We start from the raw sequence: 22,920 nt of genomic DNA on the forward strand, positions 1-22,920 counted from the left end.
GGCCGTCAGGCTCCCCGGACCGCCGGCTCCTTCTCGCCGGCGGTGTCTCCCGCCGCCCGGAGCGTCGGCGGCCGCTCCCGGGGGGTCCGCAGCAGGACCACCGCGACCAGGGCGGCCAGCAGGGTGAGGCTCCCCGCCGTGAGCAGGCACAGCCGCATCCCGTCCAGGAACGAGTCGCCCAGCGCGCCCAGCACCTGTCCGGTCCGCGGTCCCGGATCCAGACCGGCGACCGCGCCGAGTCCGTCCGCCCGCGCGGTCGAGACGACCTGGTCGCGGGCCGCTCCGGTGACCCCCGCGTCGGTGAGGTGACCGGGCAGCGCGTCGATCGCCCGGGTGGTGAGCACCGCGCCCAGCACGGCGGGCCCGAGGGCGCCGCCGACCTGCCGGAACGCGTTGTTGCCCGCGGCGGCCATGCCGGCCTGACGGTGCGGCACCGAGGCCACCGCGGTCGCCGTCATGGGGGTCATGACCAGGCCCATGCCGAGGCCCAGCAGCACCAGCCGCCAGGCCGCCGACGCGAAGGAGGTGTCGGCCGCCAGGCCGGTCAGCGCGAACTGGGCGGCGGCGACCAGCAGCAGTCCGCCGGTGATCATCCAGCGTGCGGGGATCCGGTGCATCAGCCGGCCGGCCGGGCCGCCGACCAGCAGCGCCGCCCCGGTGACCATCAGCAGTCGCCAGCACGCCTGGAGGGTGTCCAGCCGCTGCACCATGCCGAAGTAGAGGCTGAGGACGAAGAAGAACCCGATCAGCGCCAGGAAGCTGATCATCGCCACCAGCGTGGTGGCGGTGAAGGCGGGGCTGCGGAACAGGCTCAGGTCCAGCATCGGGCTGTCGCTGCGCCGCTCCACCAGGACGAAGGCGACACCGGCGGCCGCCGCGGTGAACAGCGCCAGCAGCACCTCGGTGTCGGCGAACGAGCCGGCGCCGCCCTCGATCACGCCGTAGACCAGCGCGGTGACGGCGAGCGTGGCGGTGAGCTGCCCGGGCCAGTCCAGCCGGCGGCCGTGCGGAGCCCGGGAGTCGGTGAGCCGCCGGGCCGCGACGGCCACGGCGAGCAGCGCGACCGGGACGGACGGCAGGTAGATCCAGCGCCACGAGAAGTGCGCGACGACCACGCCTGCGATCACCGGACCGATCGCCAGCGCGGCCATCAGGCAGGTCGCCCATATGCCGATGTACTTGCCGCGCTCCCGGTGGTCGGGCACCACATGGCTGATCAGTGCCAGCGTGGTCGGCAGCAGCGCGGCCGCGCCGACGCCCGCCAGCGCCTGCCCGGCCCAGACGGCCTCGACGGAGTGCGCGCACAGCGCGGTGACCGCGCCCGCCGCGGAGAGGAGCAGACCGGCCTGGAAGACCTTCTTGCGCCCGTGGACGTCCCCGACGACGCCGGCGGTCAGGATGAACGCGGCCATCGGCAGTACGAACGCGTCCTGCACCCAGGACAGTTGGGCCGTCGAGGCGTGCAGTGCCGACTGCAGCGCCGGCAGGCTCACGGCGACGGTGGTGACCGGAAGGTAGGCGACGAAGACGCCCAGGCAGGCCATGACGATCGTGGCCGCCCGCCGCTCGACCGGCGCGCTCGCCGGTGTCGTGACGTTCACGGAGATACTCCTTCGCGGCGCGCCGCGCCGCGGTCGAGGCCCCGGCGAACCCGGCGGCCTGTGTCGTACGGGCGTCCGGTGGGAAACCCGCCGCCACAGGATCCGGTCCGGCGTACACGACCACCAACCAACCGCACCCCGGACGGCAGAATCCTCCAGACGGTCGCGAGGACGTGCCACACTTCCGTCATGCTCGACGACGTGGACAGGAAGATCCTCCGTGCGCTCCAGTGCGCGCCCCGGCTGTCCTTCCGCCGGATCGGCGAGGTGGCGGGCGTCTCAGAGCAGACCGCGGCCCGCCGCTACCAGGCGCTGCGCCGCAGCGGTGCGCTACGGGTGGTGGGACTGGTCAACCGGCGGGTGCACGGCGCCGCGGAGTGGGTCGCCCGGATCCGCTGCCGCCCCGACCGGGTCGCCCCGCTCGCCGAGGCCCTCGCCCGCCGCCCCGACATCTCCTGGGCCCACCTGGCGTCGGGCGGTTCGGAGATCATCTGTGTCATCCGCGCACCGCTCGACATGCCCCGCGAGGACGTGCTGCTCCGGCAACTGCCGAGGTCCGCCTCGGTCCTGGACCTCAGCGTCGACCTGATCATCCACAACTACGACGCTCCGGGCACCGCCGGGTGGACCGGCTACGGCGACAACCTCGGCCCCGAGCAGGTCCGGCAGCTGACCTCGGAGCGGCCGCCGGTCGCCCCCGGCCCCCCGGCCCCGCCCGTCGAAGAGGACGCCCCGCTGCTGGAGGCGCTCGCCCAGGACGGCCGTACCACCCACACCCGGCTCGCGGAACTCACCGGTTGGTCCCTGTCCCGGGTGGCCCGGCGGCTGGAGTCGCTGGAGAGCTCCGGCACCCTCGACTACGAGGTGGAGCTGCTTCCGGAGCGGCTGGGCCACTGGCTGCACGCCGTCCTGTGGCTGCGGGTGGCTCCGGCACGGCTGGAGCGGGTCGGGGCGGAGGCCGCCCGGTACGACGAGGTGCCGTTCGTCGGGGCGATCAGCGGCGAGCACAATCTGATGGTGACCGTCATCGCCCGCGACCCCGAGGACTTCTACCGCTTTCTGACCACCCGGATCGCCGCCACCCCCGGCATCGACGGCTACGGCGTCAGCATCAGCGTCCACCACCTCAAGAAGGCGGCGTCCCTGATCTCCCGCGGCCGGCTGGTGCCTGCGTCCGCCGTCTAGAGGGGGGTTCCCGGCCGTGTCGCGGGCAGGCCCTGACGTGCTCCGTACGGTTGAAACTCCTTGCTTGAGCACACTATTGTGCGGTGATGAGTGACGAGGAGCCGCTGAGCGCCCAGGAGGAGCGCCTCTGGCGCGCCCTGATGCGTGTGATCGTCGCGCTGCCGCGCTCGCTGGACGACGATCTGCTGCGGTCCACCGGTCTCACGCTGACCGAGTACGTCGTCCTGATGAACCTCTCCGAGGCCGAGAACCGGGAACTGCGGATGACGGACCTCGCCTCGGCCACCGCGCTGTCCGCGAGCCGCATCACCCGCGTCGTGGACGCGCTGCAGAACCGCGGGCAGGTCGTCAAGCGGCGCTACGAGGGCGATGCCCGCGGCAACGTCGCGACCCTCACCCCGGAAGGTCTCGAGCGCCTCCAGGACGCCTACCCGGTGCACCTGGCGAGCGCCCGCAGGCGGGTGGTGGACCTCCTGGACGGCCGTTCGGTGCCCGCCATGGTGCGGCAGTTCGAAGCGGTGGTGGAGAAACTCGTCTGAGCCCTGCGGGCCGGGTCACCGCCGTCGCCGGGACCGGCGCGCCTCGGCCAGCGCGGGCAGCAGGGACAGTACGACGATCACGGCGACCAGCGGCAGCAGATAGCGGTCGATGTGCGAGACCGACGAGCCCAGGGCGAACCCGGCGAGGACGAAGGTCTGCGACCAGAGCACCCCGCCGACGGCCTGCCAGAGGGTGAACGGCCGCACCGGCACCCCGAGCGCCCCGGCCGCCGGATGCAGCACCGTCCGCAGCACCGGCACGAAGCGGCCGATCACCAGGGCCTTGCCGTAGCCGTAGCGGGCCAGCAGCCGCTCCGCGCGGGCGGCCCCGGACTTCACGCGCGCACTGGTGGTACGGGCCAGCAGCGGGCGCCCGCCGTGCCGTCCGATCAGGTAGCCCACCTGGCCGCCCGCCACCGCGCCGACGGCCGCGCACACGAGCACCTGCCACAGTTCGAGGCGGGGGGCCCGGTCCGCGTTCGCCGCGCACAGCACGCCCGCCGGGAAGAGCAGGGTGTCACCCGGCAGGAAGAACCCGACGACCAGCAGGCCCGACTCGGCGAAGATCACCACCAGCACGGCCAGCGCGCCGAAGGCGGCGAGCAGCGAGGCGCTGTCCGTCGGATTGACGGCGATCACCGTCGTCACCTCCCTGTCCCGTACGCCGGTCGCTTCCCTCAAGTGTCACGTGCCGACCGCCGGGATGCCCGGACGCGGGGGAGGAGCCGCCGTCCGTCAGGCCGAGGGGTAGCCGAGCTGGCGTCGCATGTACGGGGTCATGAGGGTCTTCGCCTTGGCCATGACGGTGGCCCGGGTGCCGAGGACCGCGCTCTCGCCGAGGGGTACCGGCAGCAGGGTCACCCCGTCGGCCGGGCCGAAGGGCACGATCAGCGGGGTGCGGCGGACGGCCCGGTAGGCGCGCGCCCGCTTGCTGTGCCGTCCGGAACTGCGCAGGTAGGAGGTGATGTTGTGGGCCGCGACCTCGGCCTGGGCGAGTGCGGCCGGGGTGACCTTGAGCTCGGGGACGTCGTTGACGTCGCCGACCGCGAACACGTCCGGCCTGCCCTCGACCCGGAGAGTCCGGTCGACCCTGACGTGGCCCGAGTCGGTCAGCCAGTCGCCGTGCCCGGCCAGCCGCAGCCAGAGCGTGTTGGGAGTGGTGCCGGTCGCCCAGAAGGAGAGGTCGGCGGCGAGGACCTCGCCGTGGGCGTCGCGGTAGGTGCCGAAGTCGGTACCGGGTGACATGAAGGAGTCCAGCCGGACCGTCACGTCGTGGGCCGTCAGCCAGGCCCTGGCTCTGCGGCCGGCGCGGTTGCTGCCGGTGGAGTGCAGCAGTTCCTGCCCGGAGTGCGCGAGGGTGACCCGGGCGTCCGGGCGGGCCAGCCGGATCTCGGCGCTGAGCTCGACACCGGAGGGGCCGCCGCCGACGACCAGGATGTGGTCGGCGGCGGCGATGTTGTGCTGGTGCTCGGCGAAGGCCTTCGCGGCCTCGTCGGGGCTGGAACCCACGAAGCGGGCCGGCTCGGGGTAGTCGGCGCCGGTGGCCACGACCAGCACGTCGTACGGCAGTCGGTCGCCCGTGGCGAGGGTGACCCGGCGCTCGACGGTGTCGATCCGGACCGCCTTGCCCACCACCAGGCGGCCGTTGGCCAGCAGCCTGTCGTACGGGATGAAGGGTGCGCCGGTCCACTCCGGGCGGACGCCCGCCCGCAGGGAGGCGATGCGGTGGAAGAAGACCTCCTTGCGGTCCACGAGAGTGACATGCGCTGTCGTGTCCAGCTTTTTCGCTAGCCGTATGCCCGCGTAACCGCCGCCGATCACCACTACGTTGCCGTCCCGCACAGTGATTCTCCTGGGGCAGGTGGGGGGAGTGGCGGCGAGCCTAACATTTGAAACATCAAGCGCAGGGCGGGTTCTGTGAGAGTGCTGTAAAGACGCCCGCGGCCGGTGCGCTCCGGCACTCCGACGGCGCCCGCCCCGTGTCCCGGACCGCCGTCAGGAGACGGCCGGCGCGGCCGGCGGAGGCGGTGTCGCCGGCCGCCAGTCGTACAGCCGGCGGGTGACCTCGGTCAGGTCGGCGATGAACATGCCCGCGAGTTCGGCGGTGAAGCCGGTGCGGACGACCAGACGCAGTACGGAGACGTCCTGGCAGGGCGCGGGGAAGGTGTAGGCGGGCAGGTGCCAGCCGCGGGCGCGCATCGCCTGGGAGACGTCGAAGACGGTCGGGCCCGGCAGGCCCGGCGCCAACCGGAAGGCGAAGGCGGGCAGTTCGGAGCCGTCGGTGACCAGCCGGTAGGGCCCGATGCCCTGGATGCGGGCGGCCAGGGCGCGGGCGGTCGTCCGGTTCTGGGCCGCCAGGTTGCGCAGCCCCTCGAAGCCGTACCGCAGGAAGCTGTAGTACTGGGCGACGACGTGCGCGCCCGGGCGGGAGAAGTTGAGGGTGAAGCTGGGGGAGCAGCCGCCCAGGTAGTCGACCTCGAAGACCAGGTCGTCGGGGAGGGCGTCGGCGTCGCGCCACAACGCCCAGCCGAGGCCGGGGAAGACGTGCCCGTACTTGTGCCCCGAGGTGTTGATGGAGGCGACGCGTTCGAGCTGGAAGTCCCACAGCAGCCCCGGGTCGAGGAAGGGGGCGACCATGGCCCCGGACGCCCCGTCGACGTGCACGGGGATGTCGGTGCCGGTGGCCTCCTGGTAGCCGTCCAGGGCCATGCAGATGTCCGCGACCGGCTCGTAGGAACCGTCGAAGGTGGACCCGAGGACGGTGACGACACCGATCGTGTTGTCGTCGCAGTAGGCGGTGAGCGTGTCCGGTGTGAGGTGGTAGCGGCCCGGTTCCATCGGGACGTAACGCGGCTCCACCTCGAAGTAGTTGGCGAACTTCTTCCAGCACACCTGGACGTTGGCGCCCATCACGATGTTCGGGCGTGCGGTGTCCTTGCCCTGGGCGCGCCGGCGGTCCTGCCAGCGGCGCTTGAGCGCGAGGCCGCCGAGCATGGCCGCCTCGCTGGAACCGGTGGTGGAGCAGCCCCGGACCCGCTCCGGGCGCGGCGCGTGCCACAGCCGGGCGAGCATCCGTACGCAGCGCTCCTCCATGGCGGTGATCTGCGGGTACTCGGCGCGGTCGGCCAGGTTCTTCTCCGCGGTCTCCGCCATCAACTGCCGTGCCTGCGGCTCCATCCACGTGGTCACGAAGGTGGCGAGGTTGAGCCGCGCGTTGCCGTCCAGCATGAGTTCGTCTCGGACGCGTCGGCCGGCCACGTCGGGCGAGGACTCGTTCAGGGGCAACTCGTCGACCGGCATGAGCAGATGGTCGGCCGGCGGAAGCGGGAGGTCCTGGTGCGGGGGCCGGTGGTCGGCCGCTCGCAGGGGACGGTCGGCGGGTGGGCGGACGGTCTGGGGTTCGGGTTCGGGATCCGGTTCGGTGTCGGGCGGGACGGTCAGGGTGTCGAACTCGGGTGCGGTCATGACGTCGGTATGCGGGATGGGCATGAGTGCCTCGATGCCTTTCTGGTCCGTGCGGCCCCGTGCACTCCGAAGCTAGATCGCTTTTCGGTCCGGCATCGGTGCCGATTACACCGATCCAGTGATCGATTTGCGGACTGATGAACTGGATTTTCCCATCCACATACTGGCCGGGTCCGCGGCGCGCCCTCGACGGGGCGGGCGCGGCCGTCCGCGCGGTGCCCGCAGTCAGCGGCCCGGGCCGGTGGCCGGCCGGGGGGCGGGGAGGGCGGCCAGTCCGGCGCGCAGGAACGCCATCGCCGTCTCGATGTCGCGCTCACGGGGGGCGTGGCAGAGCACCTCGCACACCACGGCGGCCGCCGCCGCGGCCGCCATCCGCGGGCCGAAGTCGTCCGGCGCGTCGCCCCGCTCCTCGGCGAGGATGCGTGTGCCCTCCTGGATGACGTCCGCCAGGCGGGTGTTGGCCACCGCCTTGACCTGCGGGTTGAGTTCGAGCATGCGCTCGTGGAGATCGTCCAGCTCGCCGTGGCCGGCCGCCTCGGCCCGCAGCCAGCGCTCCAGGGAGTCCACGATCGAGCGTCCCGGCGCGCGCTCGCGCAGGGCGGTCCCCAGCCGGTCGGTGAACGAGTCGAACCGCGAGGTCGCCAGCTCCAGCTTGGACGGGAAGTACAGCGTGACCGTGCGCGGCGCGACCTCCGCCGCGTCCGCGATGTCGGCGATCGTCGTCGCCTCGAAGCCGCGGTCGGCGAACAGCCGGTAGGCCGCCCTGAGGATCGCCTCCCGGCGGCGCGCCTTGGAACGCTCTCGCAGACCCTCGCTCATCATGACCGGCACTTTACCATCGGACGCGTATTTACAGTCGAATGTAAAAATGCCGTACGTTGTCATCTGTCGACCGGCCGAACGAGAGGGAAGAGGAACATGGCGTCACGCCTGTACACCTGGGGGCGATGGGCCGTCCGCCGCCGTGGCCGGGTCATCGCGGTCTGGATGCTGCTGCTCGCCGTCGTCGGAGGGCTCGGCATCGCCCTGCACGGGAGGGCGAGCACCGAGTTCTCGGTGCCGGGGATCGAGTCGCAGCGGGCCCAGGAACTGCTGAAGAAGGAGTTCCCGCAGGCCTCGGGCGGCGTGGCCCGGGTCGTCTTCGAGGCCCCCGGTGGCGGCCGGCTCACCGCGCCCGGGACCCGGGCGGCGCTGACGGCGAGCCTGAAGGGGGCCGCGCGGATACCCGGTGTTCTGGACGTCTCCGACCCGCTCAAGAGCAGGACGGTCGCCGCGGACCTGCGGATCGGCTACGCGGACGTCCGCTTCCGCGAGCAGGCCGGTGACGTGCCGCAGACGTCCAAGGACGCCCTGGACCGCGCGATGGCCCCGGCCCGCCACGCCGGTCTCACGGTCGAGTTCGGCGGCTCGGCGATGGATGTCAAGACCGAGGTCGGCGGACCGGCCGAAGTGGTCGGCGTCGTGGTCGCCTTCGCCGTGCTGGCACTGGCGCTCGGATCGCTCGTCGCCGCCGGACTGCCGCTGCTGACCGCCCTCGTGGGAGTGGCCGTCGGCGTCCTCGGTGTGCAGTTCGTCTCCCGCTGGATCGAGATGACCAGTACCGCCACCGTGCTCGCCCTGATGATCGGGCTGGCCGTGGGCATCGACTACGCCCTGTTCCTCATCTCCCGGCACCGCGAGCAACTCGCCGACCCCGAGCAGGAGGTGACCGACTCGATCGCCCGTGCCGTGGCCACCGCCGGCGGCGCGGTCGTCTTCGCCGGGGCGACCGTGATCATCGCGCTGGCAGCCCTCGCGGTCACCGGCATCCCGTTCCTGACCGTCATGGGCCTGGCCGCGGCGGCCACGGTGCTGCTCGCCGTACTGGTCGCCGTCAGCCTGGTGCCCGCCGTCCTGAGCCTGTTCGGCGACCGGCTGCGTCCCCGCGCCCGCCGGACCGGGCCCGCCGGCCGCCTCCCGGAGCGGGAACGCGCCCCCGGTTCCTGGGGCCTGGCCTGGGGCCGCGCGGTCACCCGCAAGCCCCTGCTCGTCGTCCTGGCCGGCACGGTCGGTCTGCTCGCGCTCGCCGTACCCGCCCGCGAACTCCGCCTCGGTCTGCCCAGCAACGCCTCGCAGCCCGTCGACAGCACCCAGCACAAGAGCTACGACCTGCTGACGAAGGGCTTCGGGCCCGGCTTCAACGCCACGCTGACCGCAGTGGTCGACATGAAGGGGATCCCCGCCGCCGACCGCGCCGCCACCGTGAAGTCGCTGCGCGGGACCCTGGCCGCCGACCAGGGTGTCGCCGTCGTCGCCCCGCCGGTCACCAACGACGACTCCACCCTCGCCGTCGTCGCCGTGGTCCCGAAGACCGGTCCCGACGCCCCGGCGACCACCGACCTGGTGCACCGGCTGCGCGACGACGCCGCCACCGTCGGCAGGGCGGGCGGCACCCTCTACATCGCGGGCACGACGGCCGCCGCGATCGACGTCGCGGGCAAACTGTCCGCCGCGCTCCCGCTGTTCGTCGCCATCATCGTGATCCTGGCGCTGCTCCTGCTGACGATCGCCTTCCGGTCCCTGCTCGTTCCCGTCAAGGCGGCCCTCGGATTCCTGCTGTCGGTCGCCGCGTCCCTGGGCGCCACCGTGTGGGTCTTCCAGGAGGGCCACCTCGACGGCGTGCTCGACATCCCGTCGGCCGGCCCGGTCACCAGCTTCCTTCCGGTGCTGCTCATCGGGGTGCTCTTCGGACTGGCCATGGACTACGAGGTGTTCCTGGTCAGCCGTATGCGGGAGCACCACGAGCACACCGGCGACGCGGCCGAGGCGGTCACCGAGGGCGTGGCCCGCAGCGGCCGGGTGGTCAGCGCCGCCGCCCTCATCATGGTCGCGGTCTTCGGCGGGTTCGTCTTCAACCACGACCCGATCATCAAGTCCATCGGTTTCGCGCTGGCGTTCGGCGTCCTGGTCGACGCGTTCGTGGTCCGCATGACGGTCGTACCGGCGGTGATGGCCCTGCTCGGCCGCCGTGCCTGGGGTCTGCCCGGCTGGCTGGACCGGCTCACGCTCGACGTGGACATCGAGGGGGCGAGGCTGCCGCGACCGGCGCCCGCGGAGCCCGAGCGCAGGGAGCGGGAGGTGGCCGCGGGCTGACCCGCCGGCGCGGCGGGCCGCGGACTCGGTCCGACGGGCCGGTGGGTACCCTGATCGCCGCCCGGACCACCGTCCACGTCCTCGGCACGCTGTTCGGCGGATTCACCTGTCCGGTCAGCCGGTCAGCCCGGTCAGCCCGGTCGGCCGTTACGCCGGTCGGCCGGTTCGGCCCCGCCGCGTCCGTGGGCGGCACCGATCCGCCCGTGGGCGACACCGCGCCCGGGGCGCCCCCCCGCGCCCGGTGGCGCACCCGCTCGCCCCGCGCGAGAGGGCCCTACGAAAGGCAGCACGTCCGCATGACCCTTCGCTGTGCCGTACTGGACGACTACCAGGGCGCCGCTCTCGCCCTGGCGGACTGGAGCCCCCTCGACGGCCGTGTCGAGGTGCGGACGGTCCGCGAGCACATCGCCGACCGGGAGGAGCTCGCCGCCGAACTCGCGGACTGCGAGATCGTCGTGATCATGCGCGAACGCACCCCGTTCGACGCCGGCCTCCTGGACCGGCTGCCCCGGCTGCGCCTGCTGGTGACGACCGGCATGCGCAACGCCTCCGTCGACCTGGCCGCCGCGGCGGCCCGCGGTGTGACGGTCTGCGGTACGGCCAGCAGCCCCACCCCGCCCGTCGAACTCACCTGGGCGCTCCTCCTCGGCCTGGCCCGGAACGTCACGGCCGAGAACAGGTCCCTGCGCGAAGGCGGCCCCTGGCAGTCCACCGTGGGCCAGGACCTGCACGGCCGGACCCTCGGCCTGCTCGGCCTCGGCAAGATCGGCACCCGGGTCGCCGGGATCGCCACCGCCTTCGGCATGGACGTCCTGGCCTGGAGCGAGCACCTCACCGAGGAACGCGCGACCGCCGCCGGAGCCCGGCTCGCCCCGAGCAGACGGGACCTGCTCTGCCGCAGCGACTTCGTCTCCGTCCACCTGGTGCTGTCCGAGCGCACGCGCGGGCTGCTGGGCGAGGCGGAGTTGCGTGCCATGCGGCCGCACGCCTACCTGGTGAACACCTCCCGGGCCGCCGTCGTCGACGGGCCGGCGCTGCTGCGCGCGCTGCGCGAGGGGTGGATCGCGGGGGCCGGACTCGACGTCTTCGAGACCGAGCCGCTCCCCGCCGACGACCCGCTGCGCTCCCTGCCGAACGTCCTCGCCACCCCGCACCTGGGCTACGTCAGCGAAGGCAACTACCGCACCTTCTACACGCAGGCGGTGGAGGACGTCACCGCGTTCCTGGCCGGCGCCCCCGTCCGGCTGCTGACGGCGTCGACGTGACGTGCACCGACTCGCTGTCACGGAGGTGCTGACGAGACATCAGGAAGCGGGTGAGACGCCCGGGTCGCGGCAGCCAACGCGGCCTCGCACGACCGGTCCGGAGACCGGTTCCACCGCGGACTGCGTCCGGCCCCGGACGGTGGGCCCGCTCGTCACGGCGGCCGGGAAGGGCCCGGCCCGGCCGGGGCGGGATCTCCGGGAGTGACGGCGCACAACCCTTGGGGCCTCCGCACGGTCCAACCTCGCGGCGGCGGGGCACGAGCCCTCGCCCGCGACTCCCAGGAGCCACGAAGTGCGCAGTACGCCTTCCACGACGAGATCGCCCAGAACCCTCCGCGGCAGAGCGAGCCTGCTCTCCGGACCGGCCGTGGCGACCGTCCTGCTGACCATCGGTGCCACGATCACCGCGACCGCGACTCCGGCACCCGCCGCACCCGCGACCGGGGCCGCGGCCCACGACGACTTCAACGGCGACGGCTACCCCGACGCCGTGATCTCCGCCCCCGGCGGCACCGTCAGCTCCCAGAAGGGCGCGGGCTACGTCGCCGTGCTGTACGGGTCCGCGAGCGGCCTGTCCACCGCCCGCCGGGCGACGTTCAGCCTGAGCACTCCGGGCATACCGGGTCTGGCCCAGACCGACGACGGCTTCGGCAAGACCACCGCGTCCGGCGACCTGGACGGCGACGGCTACGCCGATCTCGTCGTCGGCATGCCGGGCAAGGACATCGGCACCACCGCTGACGCGGGGGCGGCGGTCGTCCTGTGGGGCTCCGCCAACGGGCTGCAGGCCACCGGTGCCCTGCCGCTGCAGGACGCCACCCCGACGACGCGCGGACACTTCGGGCTGGGCCTGGCCACCGGCCGCTTCCACGGCGGCCGCACCGAAATCGCCCTGCTGAGCGACAACGCCCTCGCGACCTACGACTTCACGGCCGGCGCCGACGGCACGCGCACCTTCCAGGCCACCGCCATGGACTGGAAGTGGGCGGAGGACTTCACCCCCACCGGTCTCACCGCCGGTGACTACGACAGGAGCAACTCGGACGACGTGGTGCTGCTCGGCACCTTCACCGACACCGAATCGATCATTCCCGTCGCGACGTTCGGCGCGGCCAGCTACCTGTCCGGCAGCCCCGACGGCCTGAGGTACGGGCACGGATTGAACGGCGGTCCGGTGGGCGCCACCGGCGACATCAACGGCGACGGCTACCCCGACGTGGTCTTCGGTTCGCCGGCGGACACCGACGACCTCAACGGGGTCCTGGTCGACGGCGGTACCGTCGACGTCTACCTGGGCGGGCCCGCCGGTCTGGGCACCGGGTCCCCCGACCAGCACTTCAACCAGACCACCGTCGGAGCCTCCGGCGACGACAAGATCGGTGACCGCTTCGGCGGTTCCGTCACCGTCGCGGACGTGAACGGCGACGGCTATGCCGACGCCGCGATCGGCGCACCGGGCAACGACATCAACAGCCTCACCGACCCGGGCACCGCGTGGGTGATGCGCGGCAGCGCCGGGGGACTCACCCCTCGGAGCCTCGCCAGCTTCAGCCAGAGCACGCCGTCCGTCCCCGGGGACAACGAGGACGGCGACGGGTTCGGCGGCGCGCTCCGGCTCATCGACGCCGACAAGGACGGCAAGGCCGAACTGGTCGCCTCCGCGCCGGGCGAGGACACCGGGGACGGAGCCGTCTGGGTCTTCCCCGGCACCGGCAACGGCCCGACCGGAACCGGATCCTGGTCCTTCAACGGCGGGGCCCTGAGCGCCCCCGTGCCCGACGCCCGCTTCGGTGAGACCCTGGCGCCGTAGCGGCGCCGGTCGCCCGACCCGGGCCGGCGCCCGGGTCGGGACCGTCATGACGAGGTGGCCTTCGCGGGGTTCTTCTCCGGGACGGCCACCTCGTCCGCGTCGCGGCCGGCCCGCGCGTTCCGGTGACGGTCACACCCGTACGTATTCGGCCCGCAGTCCGCACGACTTCGGCGCCACAGAGCCGACGTCATGGCGCCCGTTCGGTCGAGAACGGCCGTCCGCGGCCACCCGCCCTCGGCGTCCGCTCGCGCGAGCGGAGTGGTGAAGATCCGGTCGCTCCCGCCGTCACGGCGGCCGCGGACCGCGCCCACACGACGATAATCCGCCGAACAGGCCATGTTTGTCAGCCAGTTGACCTTACCGCGTGGCTGTCTCTCCCGGTGCCGTGGAAAACCCAGATCATGGCAGGTCGCACCGCGTGTCCTCCGTCGTCAGAGCATGCACAGGTCATGCCCCGCCCGTTGACCCGACTTCAAATCATGAGCACAAATTCCACACAGCCCTCTCTTCAGGCGGGCGTAGATGGTCTAGATTGACCGTGCTTCGCATGCTGGGACACGAGGCGACAAATGATGATCTATGGGTCCGACGGTACGGACGGCCAGTGGCCGTGTCCTGACCGCCGGCCGTGGGGGTGATCGACTTCTGCGGCCCGAGAGGGGCCTCGAGTGCGGGGAGCGCTCGGAGGCTCGACGGGTTCCGCACCGGTCGAGTGCCATGCAGGGCATGCAAGTCCGCTGCGCCAAGGGCGGGTTGTTCAAACAGCGCGGATGTTGCCGGGATGTCGTACGCGGGGGGTGGGGGCCGCCCGCGCAAGGAACAGCGCGGTGCGGGGAGCCGGGGGGCTCCCTGAGACGGAAGCGTGCGGGAGGCGGGGGCCTCTCGGGGGAGGAACCGTGTCAGCGCACCATGTCGAACCACTGGGGACCGGGGGGTTTCTGTGCGGCAGGGGGGACTAGTCGGCTCTTTGCCGCCGGCGCGCGAGCGTCTGGCGAAGAGTGCAATCGGCCGGCTGACGAACGACTGGGAACAGCGGTACCGGCGTACCGTGATCATCAGCGACACGGTGGCGACCGCCGTCGTGGTGGGGGCGATCGGCGAATTCTTCGGGGCCCGGGACGCGGCCAACTGGCATGAGAAATGGGGGATTCTCGCCTTCGGCACCGAACTGCTGGTGCTGGCGGCCCTCGTGGTGGGCAGGTCGTGGGCTCCGGCGGTACTCGGCCAGGGCGCGGAGGAGTTCCGGCGGCTCGGCCGCTCACTGTTCGCGGCGACCGTCGTCCTCGCGCTCGGCGGGATCGCCCTGACCTCGCGCAACATCAAGCTCTGGATCTTCGTGGCGATCCCCGCGATCGGGCTCGTCACCATGACCGCGCGGTATGTGCTCCGGCTGTGCCTGCACAGACGGCGCAAGGACGGCCGGTGCCTGAGACCGGTGCTCGCCGCCGGAAGTCCGGACACCGTGCGCGACCTGATCAACCGGACCCGCAAGTACCCGCACATCGGCTGGCGGGTGGAGGCGGTGTGCACGACGGACGGGCGCGGAACCGAGGGCGACGAGGTGGACGGCGTGCCCGTCGTCGGCGGGCTGACGGACGTCGCCAAGCACGTCCGGCACGACGGCTTCCGGGTCGTCGCGGTCACACCGGACCCGCACTGGACGCCCGACCGGCTGCAGCGGCTGGCCTGGAACCTCGAAGGCAGCGAGGCCGAGATGGTCGTGGCCCCGGTGCTGATGGAGGTGGCCGGTCCCCGGCTGCACGTCGACGCGGTGCTCGGGATCCCGCTGCTGCGGGTCAGCCTGCCGACCTTCACCGGAGGCCGCCGGGCGATCAAGGAAGTCGTCGACCGGGTCGGCGCGGCCCTCCTGCTGATGCTCTTCGCGCCGCTGATGGCGTCCGTCGCGCTGCTCGTCCTGGCGGACAGCCGGGGCGGGGCCTTCTACCGCCAGCGGCGGGTCGGCAAGGACGGCCGGGAGTTCACGATCCTCAAGTTCCGCACGATGGTGGTCGGCGCCCACCGGGCGCGAGCCCAGCTCGCCGACCGCGACGAGGGCGCGGGACTGCTCTTCAAGGTCCGCCGCGACCCGCGGGTGACCCGGGTGGGAGCGGTGCTGCGCCGGTACTCGATCGACGAGCTCCCGCAGCTCTTCAACGTGCTCAGCGGTGCGATGTCGCTGGTGGGCCCACGGCCTCCGCTGCCGGAGGAGTGCGCCGCGTACGACCCGGACATCCGGCGCCGGCTGCTGGTCAAGCCCGGGCTCACCGGCCTGTGGCAGATCAGCGGACGCAGCGACCTGCCGTGGGAGGAGGCGGTCCGCCTCGACCTGCGGTACGTGGAGGACTGGTCGCTCGCCCTCGACACGGTGATCTTGTGGAAGACGATGCGGGCGGTGCTCCATGGACAGGGGGCCTACTGATGGGCGGGGAGCAGCGCCGGGCCGACGCGCGGACCGCAGGCCACAAGGGCCTGCCTGGGGGGAGAGACGGGTCATGAGAGTCAGCGTTTTCGGGCTCGGCTACGTGGGCTGCGTATCAGCCGCGTGCCTGGCCGGCATGGGCCACGAGGTCATCGGGGTCGACGTGAACCAGGTGAAGGTGGACCTGGTCAACGACGCCAAGGCACCGGTGGTGGAGGAACGTATCGGCGAACTCCTCGCCGAGGTCGTGCGGAGCGGGAAGCTGCGGGCCACCCGCGACGTCCGCGAGGCGATCATGAACAGCGAGGTGTCGCTGGTCTGCGTGGGTACTCCCTCGGAGCCCAACGGCAGCCTGTGCACCACGTACCTGGAGCGGGTCACCGAGGAGATCGGCGCCGCGCTCGCCGAGCGCGGCGGCCGGCACACCGTCGTGTTCCGCAGCACCATGCTCCCGGGCACCTGCCTGAACCTGCTGGTGCCGATCCTGGAGAAGAACGTCGGCGGCACCGCCGGGGTGGACTTCGGGGTCGCGGTCAACCCGGAGTTCCTGCGCGAGGGCACGAGCGTGCGGGACTTCCTGGACCCGCCGAAGACCGTCATCGGCGAACTCGACCCGGCCAGCGGCGACGAGGTGCTCAAGCTGTACGAGGGTCTGCCCGGCGAGGTGTTCCGGGTGCCGGTCCCGACGGCCGAGGCGATCAAGTACGCGGACAACGCCTTCCACGGCCTCAAGATCGGCTTCGCGAACGAGCTGGGCGCGGTCTGCCAGGCGCTCGGGGTGGACTCGCACCAGGTGATGGACGTGTTCCTCGCCGACCGCAAGCTGAACATCAGCCCCGCCTACCTGCGGCCCGGCTTCGCCTTCGGCGGCTCCTGCCTGCCCAAGGACCTGCGCAGCCTGGTCCACGCGGCACAGCGGGCCGACGTCTCCGTCCCCATCCTCTCCCACGTGCTGACGTCCAACTCCGACCACCTGCAGCGCGCGGTGGACCTGGTCGAGCGCACCGGCAAGCGCCGGGTGGGCCTGTTCGGGCTGTCCTTCAAACCCGGCACCGACGACCTGCGCGAGAGCCCGCTCGTCGAGCTGGCGGAGCGGCTCTTCGGCAAGGGGTACGACCTGCGGATCCACGACACCAACGTGAGCCTCTCCCGGCTCATCGGGGCGAACCGCGAGTACATCGAGACCCGGCTGCCGCACCTGGCGCAGCTGCTCGCGGACTCCGTCGAGGAGGTGCTCGACCACGCCGAGGTCTGCCTGGTGGGAACCAGGGACCCGGCCGTGCTCGCGGCCCTCCCCCACGGCGAGGGACCGGTGATCGTCGACCTCATCCGCCTTCCCGACGCCGAGACGCGCCGGACCGAACCGGGGTACGTGGGCCTTGCCTGGTAAAGCGACGAGCGGCGCCGGCTCCGGCCGGCGCGCGCTGATCCTGGTGGAGAACCTGTCGGTGCCGTTCGACCGCCGGGTGTGGCAGGAGTGCACGACCCTGCGCGACGCGGGCTGGACGGTGCACGTCATCTGTCCGCAGGGCAGCAAGCGCGACACGGAGCCGGAGACGGTGATCGACGGGGTGCGGATCCACCGCTACCCGTTGCGCGCGGCCACCGGAGGGCCGGCCGGCTACCTGAAGGAGTACGGCTCGGCGCTCCGGCACACGGCACGGCTGGCCCGCAGGGTCGGCCCGGTCGACGTGGTCCACGCCTGCAACCCGCCCGACCTGCTGTTCCTGACGGCACGTCGGCTCCAGCGGCAGGGCGCACGGTTCGTCTTCGACCAGCACGACCTGGTACCCGAGCTGTACCTCTCCCGGTTCGGCCGCGGCAAGGACCTGCTCTACCGCGCCGTGTGCGCGCTGGAACGCCGGACCTACCGGGCCGCGGACGTCGTCCTCGCCACGAACGAGAGCTACCGCGAGGTCGCGATGAGCCGCGGCGGCCGACGGCCCGAGGACGTCTTCGTGGTGCGCAGCGCGCCCGCGATCGAACGGTTCCAACCCGTCCCGTCGGAACCGGAGTTGAAGCGCGGGAAGCCGCATCTGCTGTGCTATCTCGGGGTCATGGGCCCCCAGGACGGTGTCGACTACGCCCTGCGGGCCCTCGCCAGGCTCCGCGACGAGCTCGGGCGGACCGACTGGCATGCGGTGTTCGTCGGCTCGGGCGACGCCTTCGACGCGATGGTGGAGCTGTCCGGGCGGCTCGGACTCGACGACCAGGTGCAGTTCACCGGCCGGGTCCCGGACGCCGACCTGGTGCGCTACCTGTCCACCGCGGACGTCTGCCTCTCTCCCGACCCGTGCAATCCGCTCAACGACGTGTCGACCATGAACAAGGTCCTGGAGTACATGGCGATGGGCCGGCCGATCGTCTCGTTCGATCTGAAGGAGGCGCGCGTCTCGGCCGGCGAGGCCGCCGTCTACGCGGCCGACGACGACGAGGCCGGGTTCGCCGAGCTCATCGCGCTGCTCCTGGACGATCCGGACAAGCGAGCCCGGATGGGCAAGATCGGCCAGGAGCGGGTCAACGGCCCGCTCTCCTGGCAGAACTCGCAAGCCGCTCTGCTCGCCGCCTACGCCGCCGCCTGCCGTGACCACACTCCGGCGCCGGCGACTGATCGGGTACGCACAGGGAAGAGGCAGCGCAGTTGAGCGAGGAATCGATACGTCTGATCACCATCGGACGGATATTCCGTCGGCGTTGGCGGTTTCTCGTCGTCATCGCCGTCGTGGGCGGGCTGGTCGGCTACGGCGCCTCGGTGGTGTTCCCGCCGCGGTACACGACGTCGGCGTCGGTCCTGCTGCCCGGACAGTGGGAAGAGCGCGAGCTGCTCACCCAGGTCGACATAGCGACCAGTTCGACGGTGGTGGACCGCGCGTCCGCCGCCCTCGGCTGGCGGGACGTGACCGCGGCCGAGCTGCACGACCGGGTGACCGCCGCGGCGGCCGACGGGAACATCATCAAGATCTCGGGCACGGCCGAGACCCCGAAGCGCTCACAGCAGCTCTCCGACGCGGTGGCCGCGCAGTTCGTCAAGTTCGCCTCGCGGATCGTGGGCGGCGGCACCGACACCGCGGCGGCCACGGAGTCCGAGGCGCTGCGCAAGCAGGTCGAGGAGGCCAACCGCCGCATCACCGAACTGGCCGACGCGGCCGACCCGGGGCAGACCGTGGAGGGCGTGCAGGCCCGGACCGAGCTGGAGAAGCTGAGTACCTCGCTGGAGGAGGCCATCACCAAGCTGGACGAGGCCGACCCGGCGAACAACAAGGCGGGCATGGTCGTCATGGGACCGGCGGCCCGGCCGACCGGCCAGGCGCCGCCGACGAGGATCCAGCTCATCGTCGCGGGAGCGCTGCTCTTCTTCCTGCTCGCGGTGATCGGCCACCTCGCCGCGGCCCGGATGAACCGCCGGCTGCGCACCGAGGCGGAGATCACCACGGCGCTGGGCTCGGCGCTGCTCGGCACCGTCGACGTGCCCGACACGGGTCGCGGCGCGCACCGGCCGGACGGCGCCGCCCGGCGGAGCCGGTTGCGCCGTCTCCTCGGCGTCGACACCCGCTGGGACGTGCCGGCCCCGCGGAGATCCGACGACGAGGCGGCCCGGCGGATCCGCTACCGGCGGGTGTGCGCCCGTCTCCGGGACCGGCTCCCCGCCCCGCGGCGGCTGCTGGTGGTCGTACCGGACGGCGACGAGATCGCCCGCCGGGCCGCCGACCAGCTCGCCGCCGAGGCCAAGAGCGATCCGCAGCTGCGGGTGGTGGAGGTGCCGACGGACCGGCCGGTCGTGCCGGACCGCGACACCGAGTCCGGTGCCCTGGTCGTCCTCAGCGCGGCCGCCTGGACCGCGGAGGAGCTCGCCGGCATCGCCGAGGCGTGCGCGGACGGCGGCCACGAGCTCCTCGGCATCGTCGTCGCAGACCCCGTCCGGGTCCGTGACACACGGTCCGCCGGCCATCAGCCGCCGGACGACGCCACGCTCGCGCTCGCGGTGCGCGGCCCTGTGACGGGAGGTTCGGCATGACGACGAGCACGCCCGACGAGTCGTCGGCCAACCCGCCCCTCGTCGACCTGCAGTCCCTGGTCGTGTCGGTGCGCAGACGCCGCCGCCTCTGGTACTCGATGGCGTCCCTCGGCCTGCTGGCCGGCGCCGGGATGGCCGTCCTGCTGCCGCCGTCGCCGACCGCGGTGACCACCGTGCTGGTCGCGCACGCTGAGGACCAGCCGAACGACACCGGGACGCTGATCCGCACCGACGTCCAGCTGCTGCAGACCACGCAGATCGCCGACAAGGCCCTGCAGGCCCTCAAGTCCCGCCAGAAGCCCGAGGACTTCATGCAGGACTACCGGGGCACCGGCCTGACCAACAACCTGCTGCAGATCACCGTGACCGGGGACACCGACGCCCAGGCGGTGGCCCGCGCCAAGGCCCTGGCCGAGGCGTTCGTCACCGACCACGTGCGGCGGATGCGCGACACCGCGCAGGCCGAGGCGCAGGCCCTGCTCGACCAGCGCGACCGCATGCGGGACGAACTGGCCCAGGTCAACCAGCAGATCGGCAACCGGTCGGCGGACGGCGACCCGAAGGCGTCGGCCAGTCTCGAGTCGCTCTTCGCCCGCCGCGCCGAACTCAACTCGCGCATCGCCGACTTCGACGAGCGCGCCGCCGACGCGCGCACCGGCACACCCCAGGTCGTGGCCGGCACCCAGATCGTGGACGACCCGCGCGCCCTGCGGCACTCCCTGCCCAAGGCCGCGGCCACCGACGCGGCGATCGGCTTCGTCCTCGGACTCTTCCTCGGTCTCGCGCTGGCCGCGGTCGGCACGGTGGTGGCGGACCGCCCCGTGCTGCGCCGCGACATCGCGGCCGGCCTGGGCGCCTCCGTGATCGCGGAGCTGCCCCGGCGCAAGGGCAGGCCCTGGCAGCGCCGGCGCACCCGGCTGACCCGGGAACGGCTCACCGTGACCCTGACCCGCGCGGCGCGCGGCTCCGCGGAACCGGTGTCGCTGCTGGAACTGGGCTGCCCCCGCGCCGCCGCCGTGATCGCCCTCGACCTGGCCAGGGCCATGGCGGCGGAGGGCCCGGTGACCGTCGTCGACGCCCTGCCCCGCCCGCAGTTGACGGGACGCCGCCAGAAGCCGGGCGACCCGACCGTGGTCGGCGCCGAGCGTGCTGCGACCGTGTCGCCCCAGGACCGGCTGATCGGGGTCGGCTCGGTGGCACCCGGTACGGCGTGGACCGACCTCCAGTACCTCGGCACCCGGACCGTGCTCGTGGTGCGGGCCGGGCACGGCAGCGCCGCCTGGCTGCACACCGTGGCACGGCAGCTCGCCGACCAGCGCATCGCGGTGATCGGTGTGGTGCTGATCGACCCCGATCCGCGGGACCGGACCGACGGCACCCTGTGGGACGGGCTGCACACCGCGCTGCGCGGCCGGAGCGAGCGGCCGGCCAGGCAGCCGGGCGGGGGTGCCTCCCACGCCGTTCAGGCGGTGGGGGAGGGCCAGCGACGGGCGGAGCGGCAGCCGGTGTGGGCCGCCCGGGGCCCGGAAAACGACCAGGAGGCTCGGTAGCACATGTGTGGCATCGCAGGGACCTACCGATGGCCGGACGGAAAGGAAGTGACCGACCGGCTCACCGACACCCTCGCCCACCGCGGCCCGGACGGGGCGGGCCGGTACAGCCACCCCGTGGGTGACGGCGAAGTACACCTCGGGCACCGCCGGCTGGCCATCGTCGACCTGTCCGACACCGGCGCCCAGCCGATGGCCTCCGACGGCCTGGTCCTGACGTACAACGGCGAGCTGTACAACGCGCCCGAACTCCGCGCCGAACTGGCCGCCGCCGGGGTGCGCTTCCGCGGCACCTCCGACACCGAGGTGCTCCTGGAGGCCTGGCGGCGCTGGGGCACGGACTGTCTGCCCCGGCTGCGCGGCATGTTCGCGTTCGGCGTCTTCGACGAGCGCACCGGCGAACTGGTGCTCGCCCGCGACCAGCTCGGCATCAAGCCGCTGTTCCTGCTCCGGCGCGGCCCGGGCCTGGTGTTCGCCTCCGAGCTCAAGGCGCTCGCCACCGCGACCGGCCGGCCGCTGGAGGTGGACCAGGCGGCCCTGGTGGCCTCGCTGCTCTACTACTGGGTGCCGGACTCGCGGTGCGCGCTGCGCGAGGCGGAGAAGCTGCCGCCCGGGAGCTGGCTGCGCTGCCGGCCCGACGGCCGGGTGGAACGCGGCCGGTTCTGGAACCTGAAGGACGTCGCCGCCGAGGGCCGGGAGCGGGCCCTGGCCGGTGAACAGCCGGACCTGGCCGCGATCGTCGAGGAGTCGACCCGGCGCCACCTGCTCTCCGACGTGCCCGTGGCGACCTTCCTCTCCGGCGGCCTCGACTCCAGCTGGCTGACCGCGCTCGCGGCCCGCCACCAGCCCGGGATCTCCGCCTACACCATCGGGTTCCGCGCCGAGGACGCCAGGTTCGAGGCGATGCCGGACGACCTGCGCTACGCCCGGCAGGTCGCCGAGCGGTTCGGCGTCGACCTGCACGAGATCGAGATCGCCCCGGACGTCCTCGACATGCTGCCGCGGATGACGTACCACCTGGACGAGCCGATCGGCGACCCCGCCGCGATCAACACGTACCTGATCTGCATGGCCGCACGCGAGGCCGGGGTGAAGGTGATGCTCTCCGGGATGGGCGCCGACGAGCTGTTCGCCGGCTACCGCAAGCACCTGGCCAACCTGATCGCGCTGCGCTACCAGCGGGTCCCGCGGGCGCTGCGGCGCGGGGTCTCCGGAGCCGTGGACCGGCTGCCGGTCGCCTCCAGCCGCCGCGGTTACCGGTCGGTGCGCTTCGCCAAGCGGTTCCTCTCCTTCGCGGACCTGCCGGAGGAGACCGCCTTCCGGCGCAGCTACACCATGTACGACCAGGAGGAGTTGCTCGCCCTGCTCGATCCGGACCTGGCCGGGACGGTCGAGGACGTACTGACCGAGCACGCGGACGTGTACGAGGACAACGACCTCGACGACTTCGTCAACCGCATGTGCCTCACCGACGCCCGGATGTTCCTGCCGGGTCTGAACCTCACGTACACGGACCGCTCCAGCATGGCCGCCTCGACCGAGGTAAGGGTGCCGTACGTGGACGTCGAGGTGGTCAGGGCGGCGTTCGCCGTACCCGGCGACCGCAAGATCGTCGGACGGCAGGGCAAGGCCGTCCTGAAGGAGGCGGCCACCTCCGTCCTGCCCCGGGAGATCGTGTACCGGCCCAAGGGCCTGTTCAGCGCCCCGCTGCGGGCCTGGATGAGCCGGGACCTGGCACCGCTCGTGCGCGAGGTGGTCGAGGACGGCCTGCTGGTGAAGTCCGGGTTCCTGCGCCGCGACGCGCTGGCGCGGCTCGTCGCGGAGGACGCCGCCGGGCAGCGGGACTTCTCCAAGCATCTGTGGCACGTACTGACTCTCGAGTACTGGTATCGCGACGCGACCTCCGGGTCCGGCCAGCGCACTCGGATGACGGCTTAGG

16 protein-coding genes are annotated in these 22,920 nt (G+C 72.6%); 11 read left to right on the plus strand and 5 right to left on the minus strand.

Annotated elements, in window-relative coordinates; genetic code table 11:
- Positions 1-5 precede the first annotated feature (5 nt).
- Positions 6-1,601, minus strand: a complete 1,596-nt coding sequence (locus ACFY3I_RS33880; RefSeq protein WP_390864820.1) for an MFS transporter — start codon at positions 1,599-1,601, stop codon at positions 6-8.
- Between the two features lie 189 nt (positions 1,602-1,790).
- Between ACFY3I_RS33880 and ACFY3I_RS33885 the strand changes: the two genes are divergently transcribed.
- Both ACFY3I_RS33885 and ACFY3I_RS33890 read left to right on the plus strand, forming a co-directional pair.
- Positions 1,791-2,786: an Lrp/AsnC family transcriptional regulator gene (locus ACFY3I_RS33885; RefSeq protein ID WP_390864821.1), complete on the plus strand. Its 996-nt coding sequence runs from the start codon at positions 1,791-1,793 to the stop codon at positions 2,784-2,786.
- 86 nt (positions 2,787-2,872) lie between these two features.
- A complete protein-coding gene (locus ACFY3I_RS33890; RefSeq protein ID WP_365285345.1) occupies positions 2,873-3,325 on the plus strand; it encodes a MarR family transcriptional regulator in 453 nt (150 codons plus the stop codon).
- 15 nt (positions 3,326-3,340) lie between these two features.
- On the opposite strand, the gene ACFY3I_RS33895 is transcribed toward ACFY3I_RS33890, so the two are convergent.
- From ACFY3I_RS33895 to ACFY3I_RS33910, 4 genes are all read right to left on the minus strand, one after another.
- The gene (locus ACFY3I_RS33895) at positions 3,341-3,964 is read right to left on the minus strand and encodes a DedA family protein (RefSeq protein ID WP_390864925.1); all 624 of its coding nucleotides are present in this window, start codon (positions 3,962-3,964) and stop codon (positions 3,341-3,343) included.
- Between the two features lie 96 nt (positions 3,965-4,060).
- Positions 4,061-5,167, minus strand: coding sequence for an FAD-dependent oxidoreductase (locus tag ACFY3I_RS33900; RefSeq protein WP_365285349.1), 1,107 nt, complete (start codon positions 5,165-5,167; stop codon positions 4,061-4,063).
- A gap of 153 nt (positions 5,168-5,320) precedes the next feature.
- Positions 5,321-6,814: a glutamate decarboxylase gene (locus ACFY3I_RS33905; RefSeq protein WP_390864822.1), complete on the minus strand. Its 1,494-nt coding sequence runs from the start codon at positions 6,812-6,814 to the stop codon at positions 5,321-5,323.
- A 201-nt stretch (positions 6,815-7,015) separates the two neighbouring features.
- Positions 7,016-7,612 (minus strand): TetR family transcriptional regulator, encoded by a 597-nt coding sequence (locus ACFY3I_RS33910; protein WP_365285353.1) that lies wholly within the window; start codon positions 7,610-7,612, stop codon positions 7,016-7,018.
- A gap of 96 nt (positions 7,613-7,708) precedes the next feature.
- Here ACFY3I_RS33910 and ACFY3I_RS33915 point away from each other — a divergent pair, with 96 nt between their 5' ends.
- The 9 genes from ACFY3I_RS33915 to asnB all read left to right on the plus strand — a co-directional run bounded on the left by ACFY3I_RS33915 (position 7,709) and on the right by asnB (position 22,919).
- Positions 7,709-9,922: an MMPL family transporter gene (locus tag ACFY3I_RS33915; protein ID WP_390864823.1), complete on the plus strand. Its 2,214-nt coding sequence runs from the start codon at positions 7,709-7,711 to the stop codon at positions 9,920-9,922.
- A 296-nt stretch (positions 9,923-10,218) separates the two neighbouring features.
- Positions 10,219-11,187, plus strand: a complete 969-nt coding sequence (locus ACFY3I_RS33920; RefSeq protein ID WP_390864824.1) for a D-2-hydroxyacid dehydrogenase family protein — start codon at positions 10,219-10,221, stop codon at positions 11,185-11,187.
- A 292-nt stretch (positions 11,188-11,479) separates the two neighbouring features.
- Positions 11,480-12,997 carry an FG-GAP repeat protein gene (locus ACFY3I_RS33925; protein ID WP_390864825.1) on the plus strand — a complete coding sequence of 506 codons (1,518 nt, stop codon included), beginning with the start codon at positions 11,480-11,482 and terminating at the stop codon, positions 12,995-12,997.
- Between the two features lie 940 nt (positions 12,998-13,937).
- Positions 13,938-15,416, plus strand: a complete 1,479-nt coding sequence (locus tag ACFY3I_RS33930; RefSeq protein WP_390864826.1) for a sugar transferase — start codon at positions 13,938-13,940, stop codon at positions 15,414-15,416.
- A gap of 73 nt (positions 15,417-15,489) precedes the next feature.
- Complete coding sequence (locus ACFY3I_RS33935; RefSeq protein WP_390864827.1) at positions 15,490-16,806, plus strand: nucleotide sugar dehydrogenase; 1,317 nt, start codon at positions 15,490-15,492, stop codon at positions 16,804-16,806.
- A complete protein-coding gene (locus tag ACFY3I_RS33940) occupies positions 16,796-18,061 on the plus strand; it encodes a glycosyltransferase family 4 protein (RefSeq protein ID WP_390864828.1) in 1,266 nt (421 codons plus the stop codon). Before ACFY3I_RS33935 ends, ACFY3I_RS33940 begins: the two co-directional genes overlap by 11 nt.
- Positions 18,058-19,431 carry a YveK family protein gene (locus ACFY3I_RS33945; protein WP_390864829.1) on the plus strand — a complete coding sequence of 458 codons (1,374 nt, stop codon included), beginning with the start codon at positions 18,058-18,060 and terminating at the stop codon, positions 19,429-19,431. The genes ACFY3I_RS33940 and ACFY3I_RS33945 overlap by 4 nt, the downstream gene beginning before the upstream one ends.
- Entirely contained in the window at positions 19,428-20,981 is a 1,554-nt protein-coding gene (locus tag ACFY3I_RS33950) for a Wzz/FepE/Etk N-terminal domain-containing protein (protein ID WP_390864830.1), read from the plus strand. Before ACFY3I_RS33945 ends, ACFY3I_RS33950 begins: the two co-directional genes overlap by 4 nt.
- A 3-nt stretch (positions 20,982-20,984) precedes the next feature.
- Positions 20,985-22,919 (plus strand): asparagine synthase (glutamine-hydrolyzing), encoded by a 1,935-nt coding sequence (gene asnB, locus ACFY3I_RS33955; RefSeq protein ID WP_390864831.1) that lies wholly within the window; start codon positions 20,985-20,987, stop codon positions 22,917-22,919.
- Position 22,920: the final 1 nt, after the last annotated feature.

The organism is Streptomyces sp. NPDC001068 (assembly GCF_042897315.1).
GTDB lineage: Bacteria > Actinomycetota > Actinomycetes > Streptomycetales > Streptomycetaceae > Streptomyces.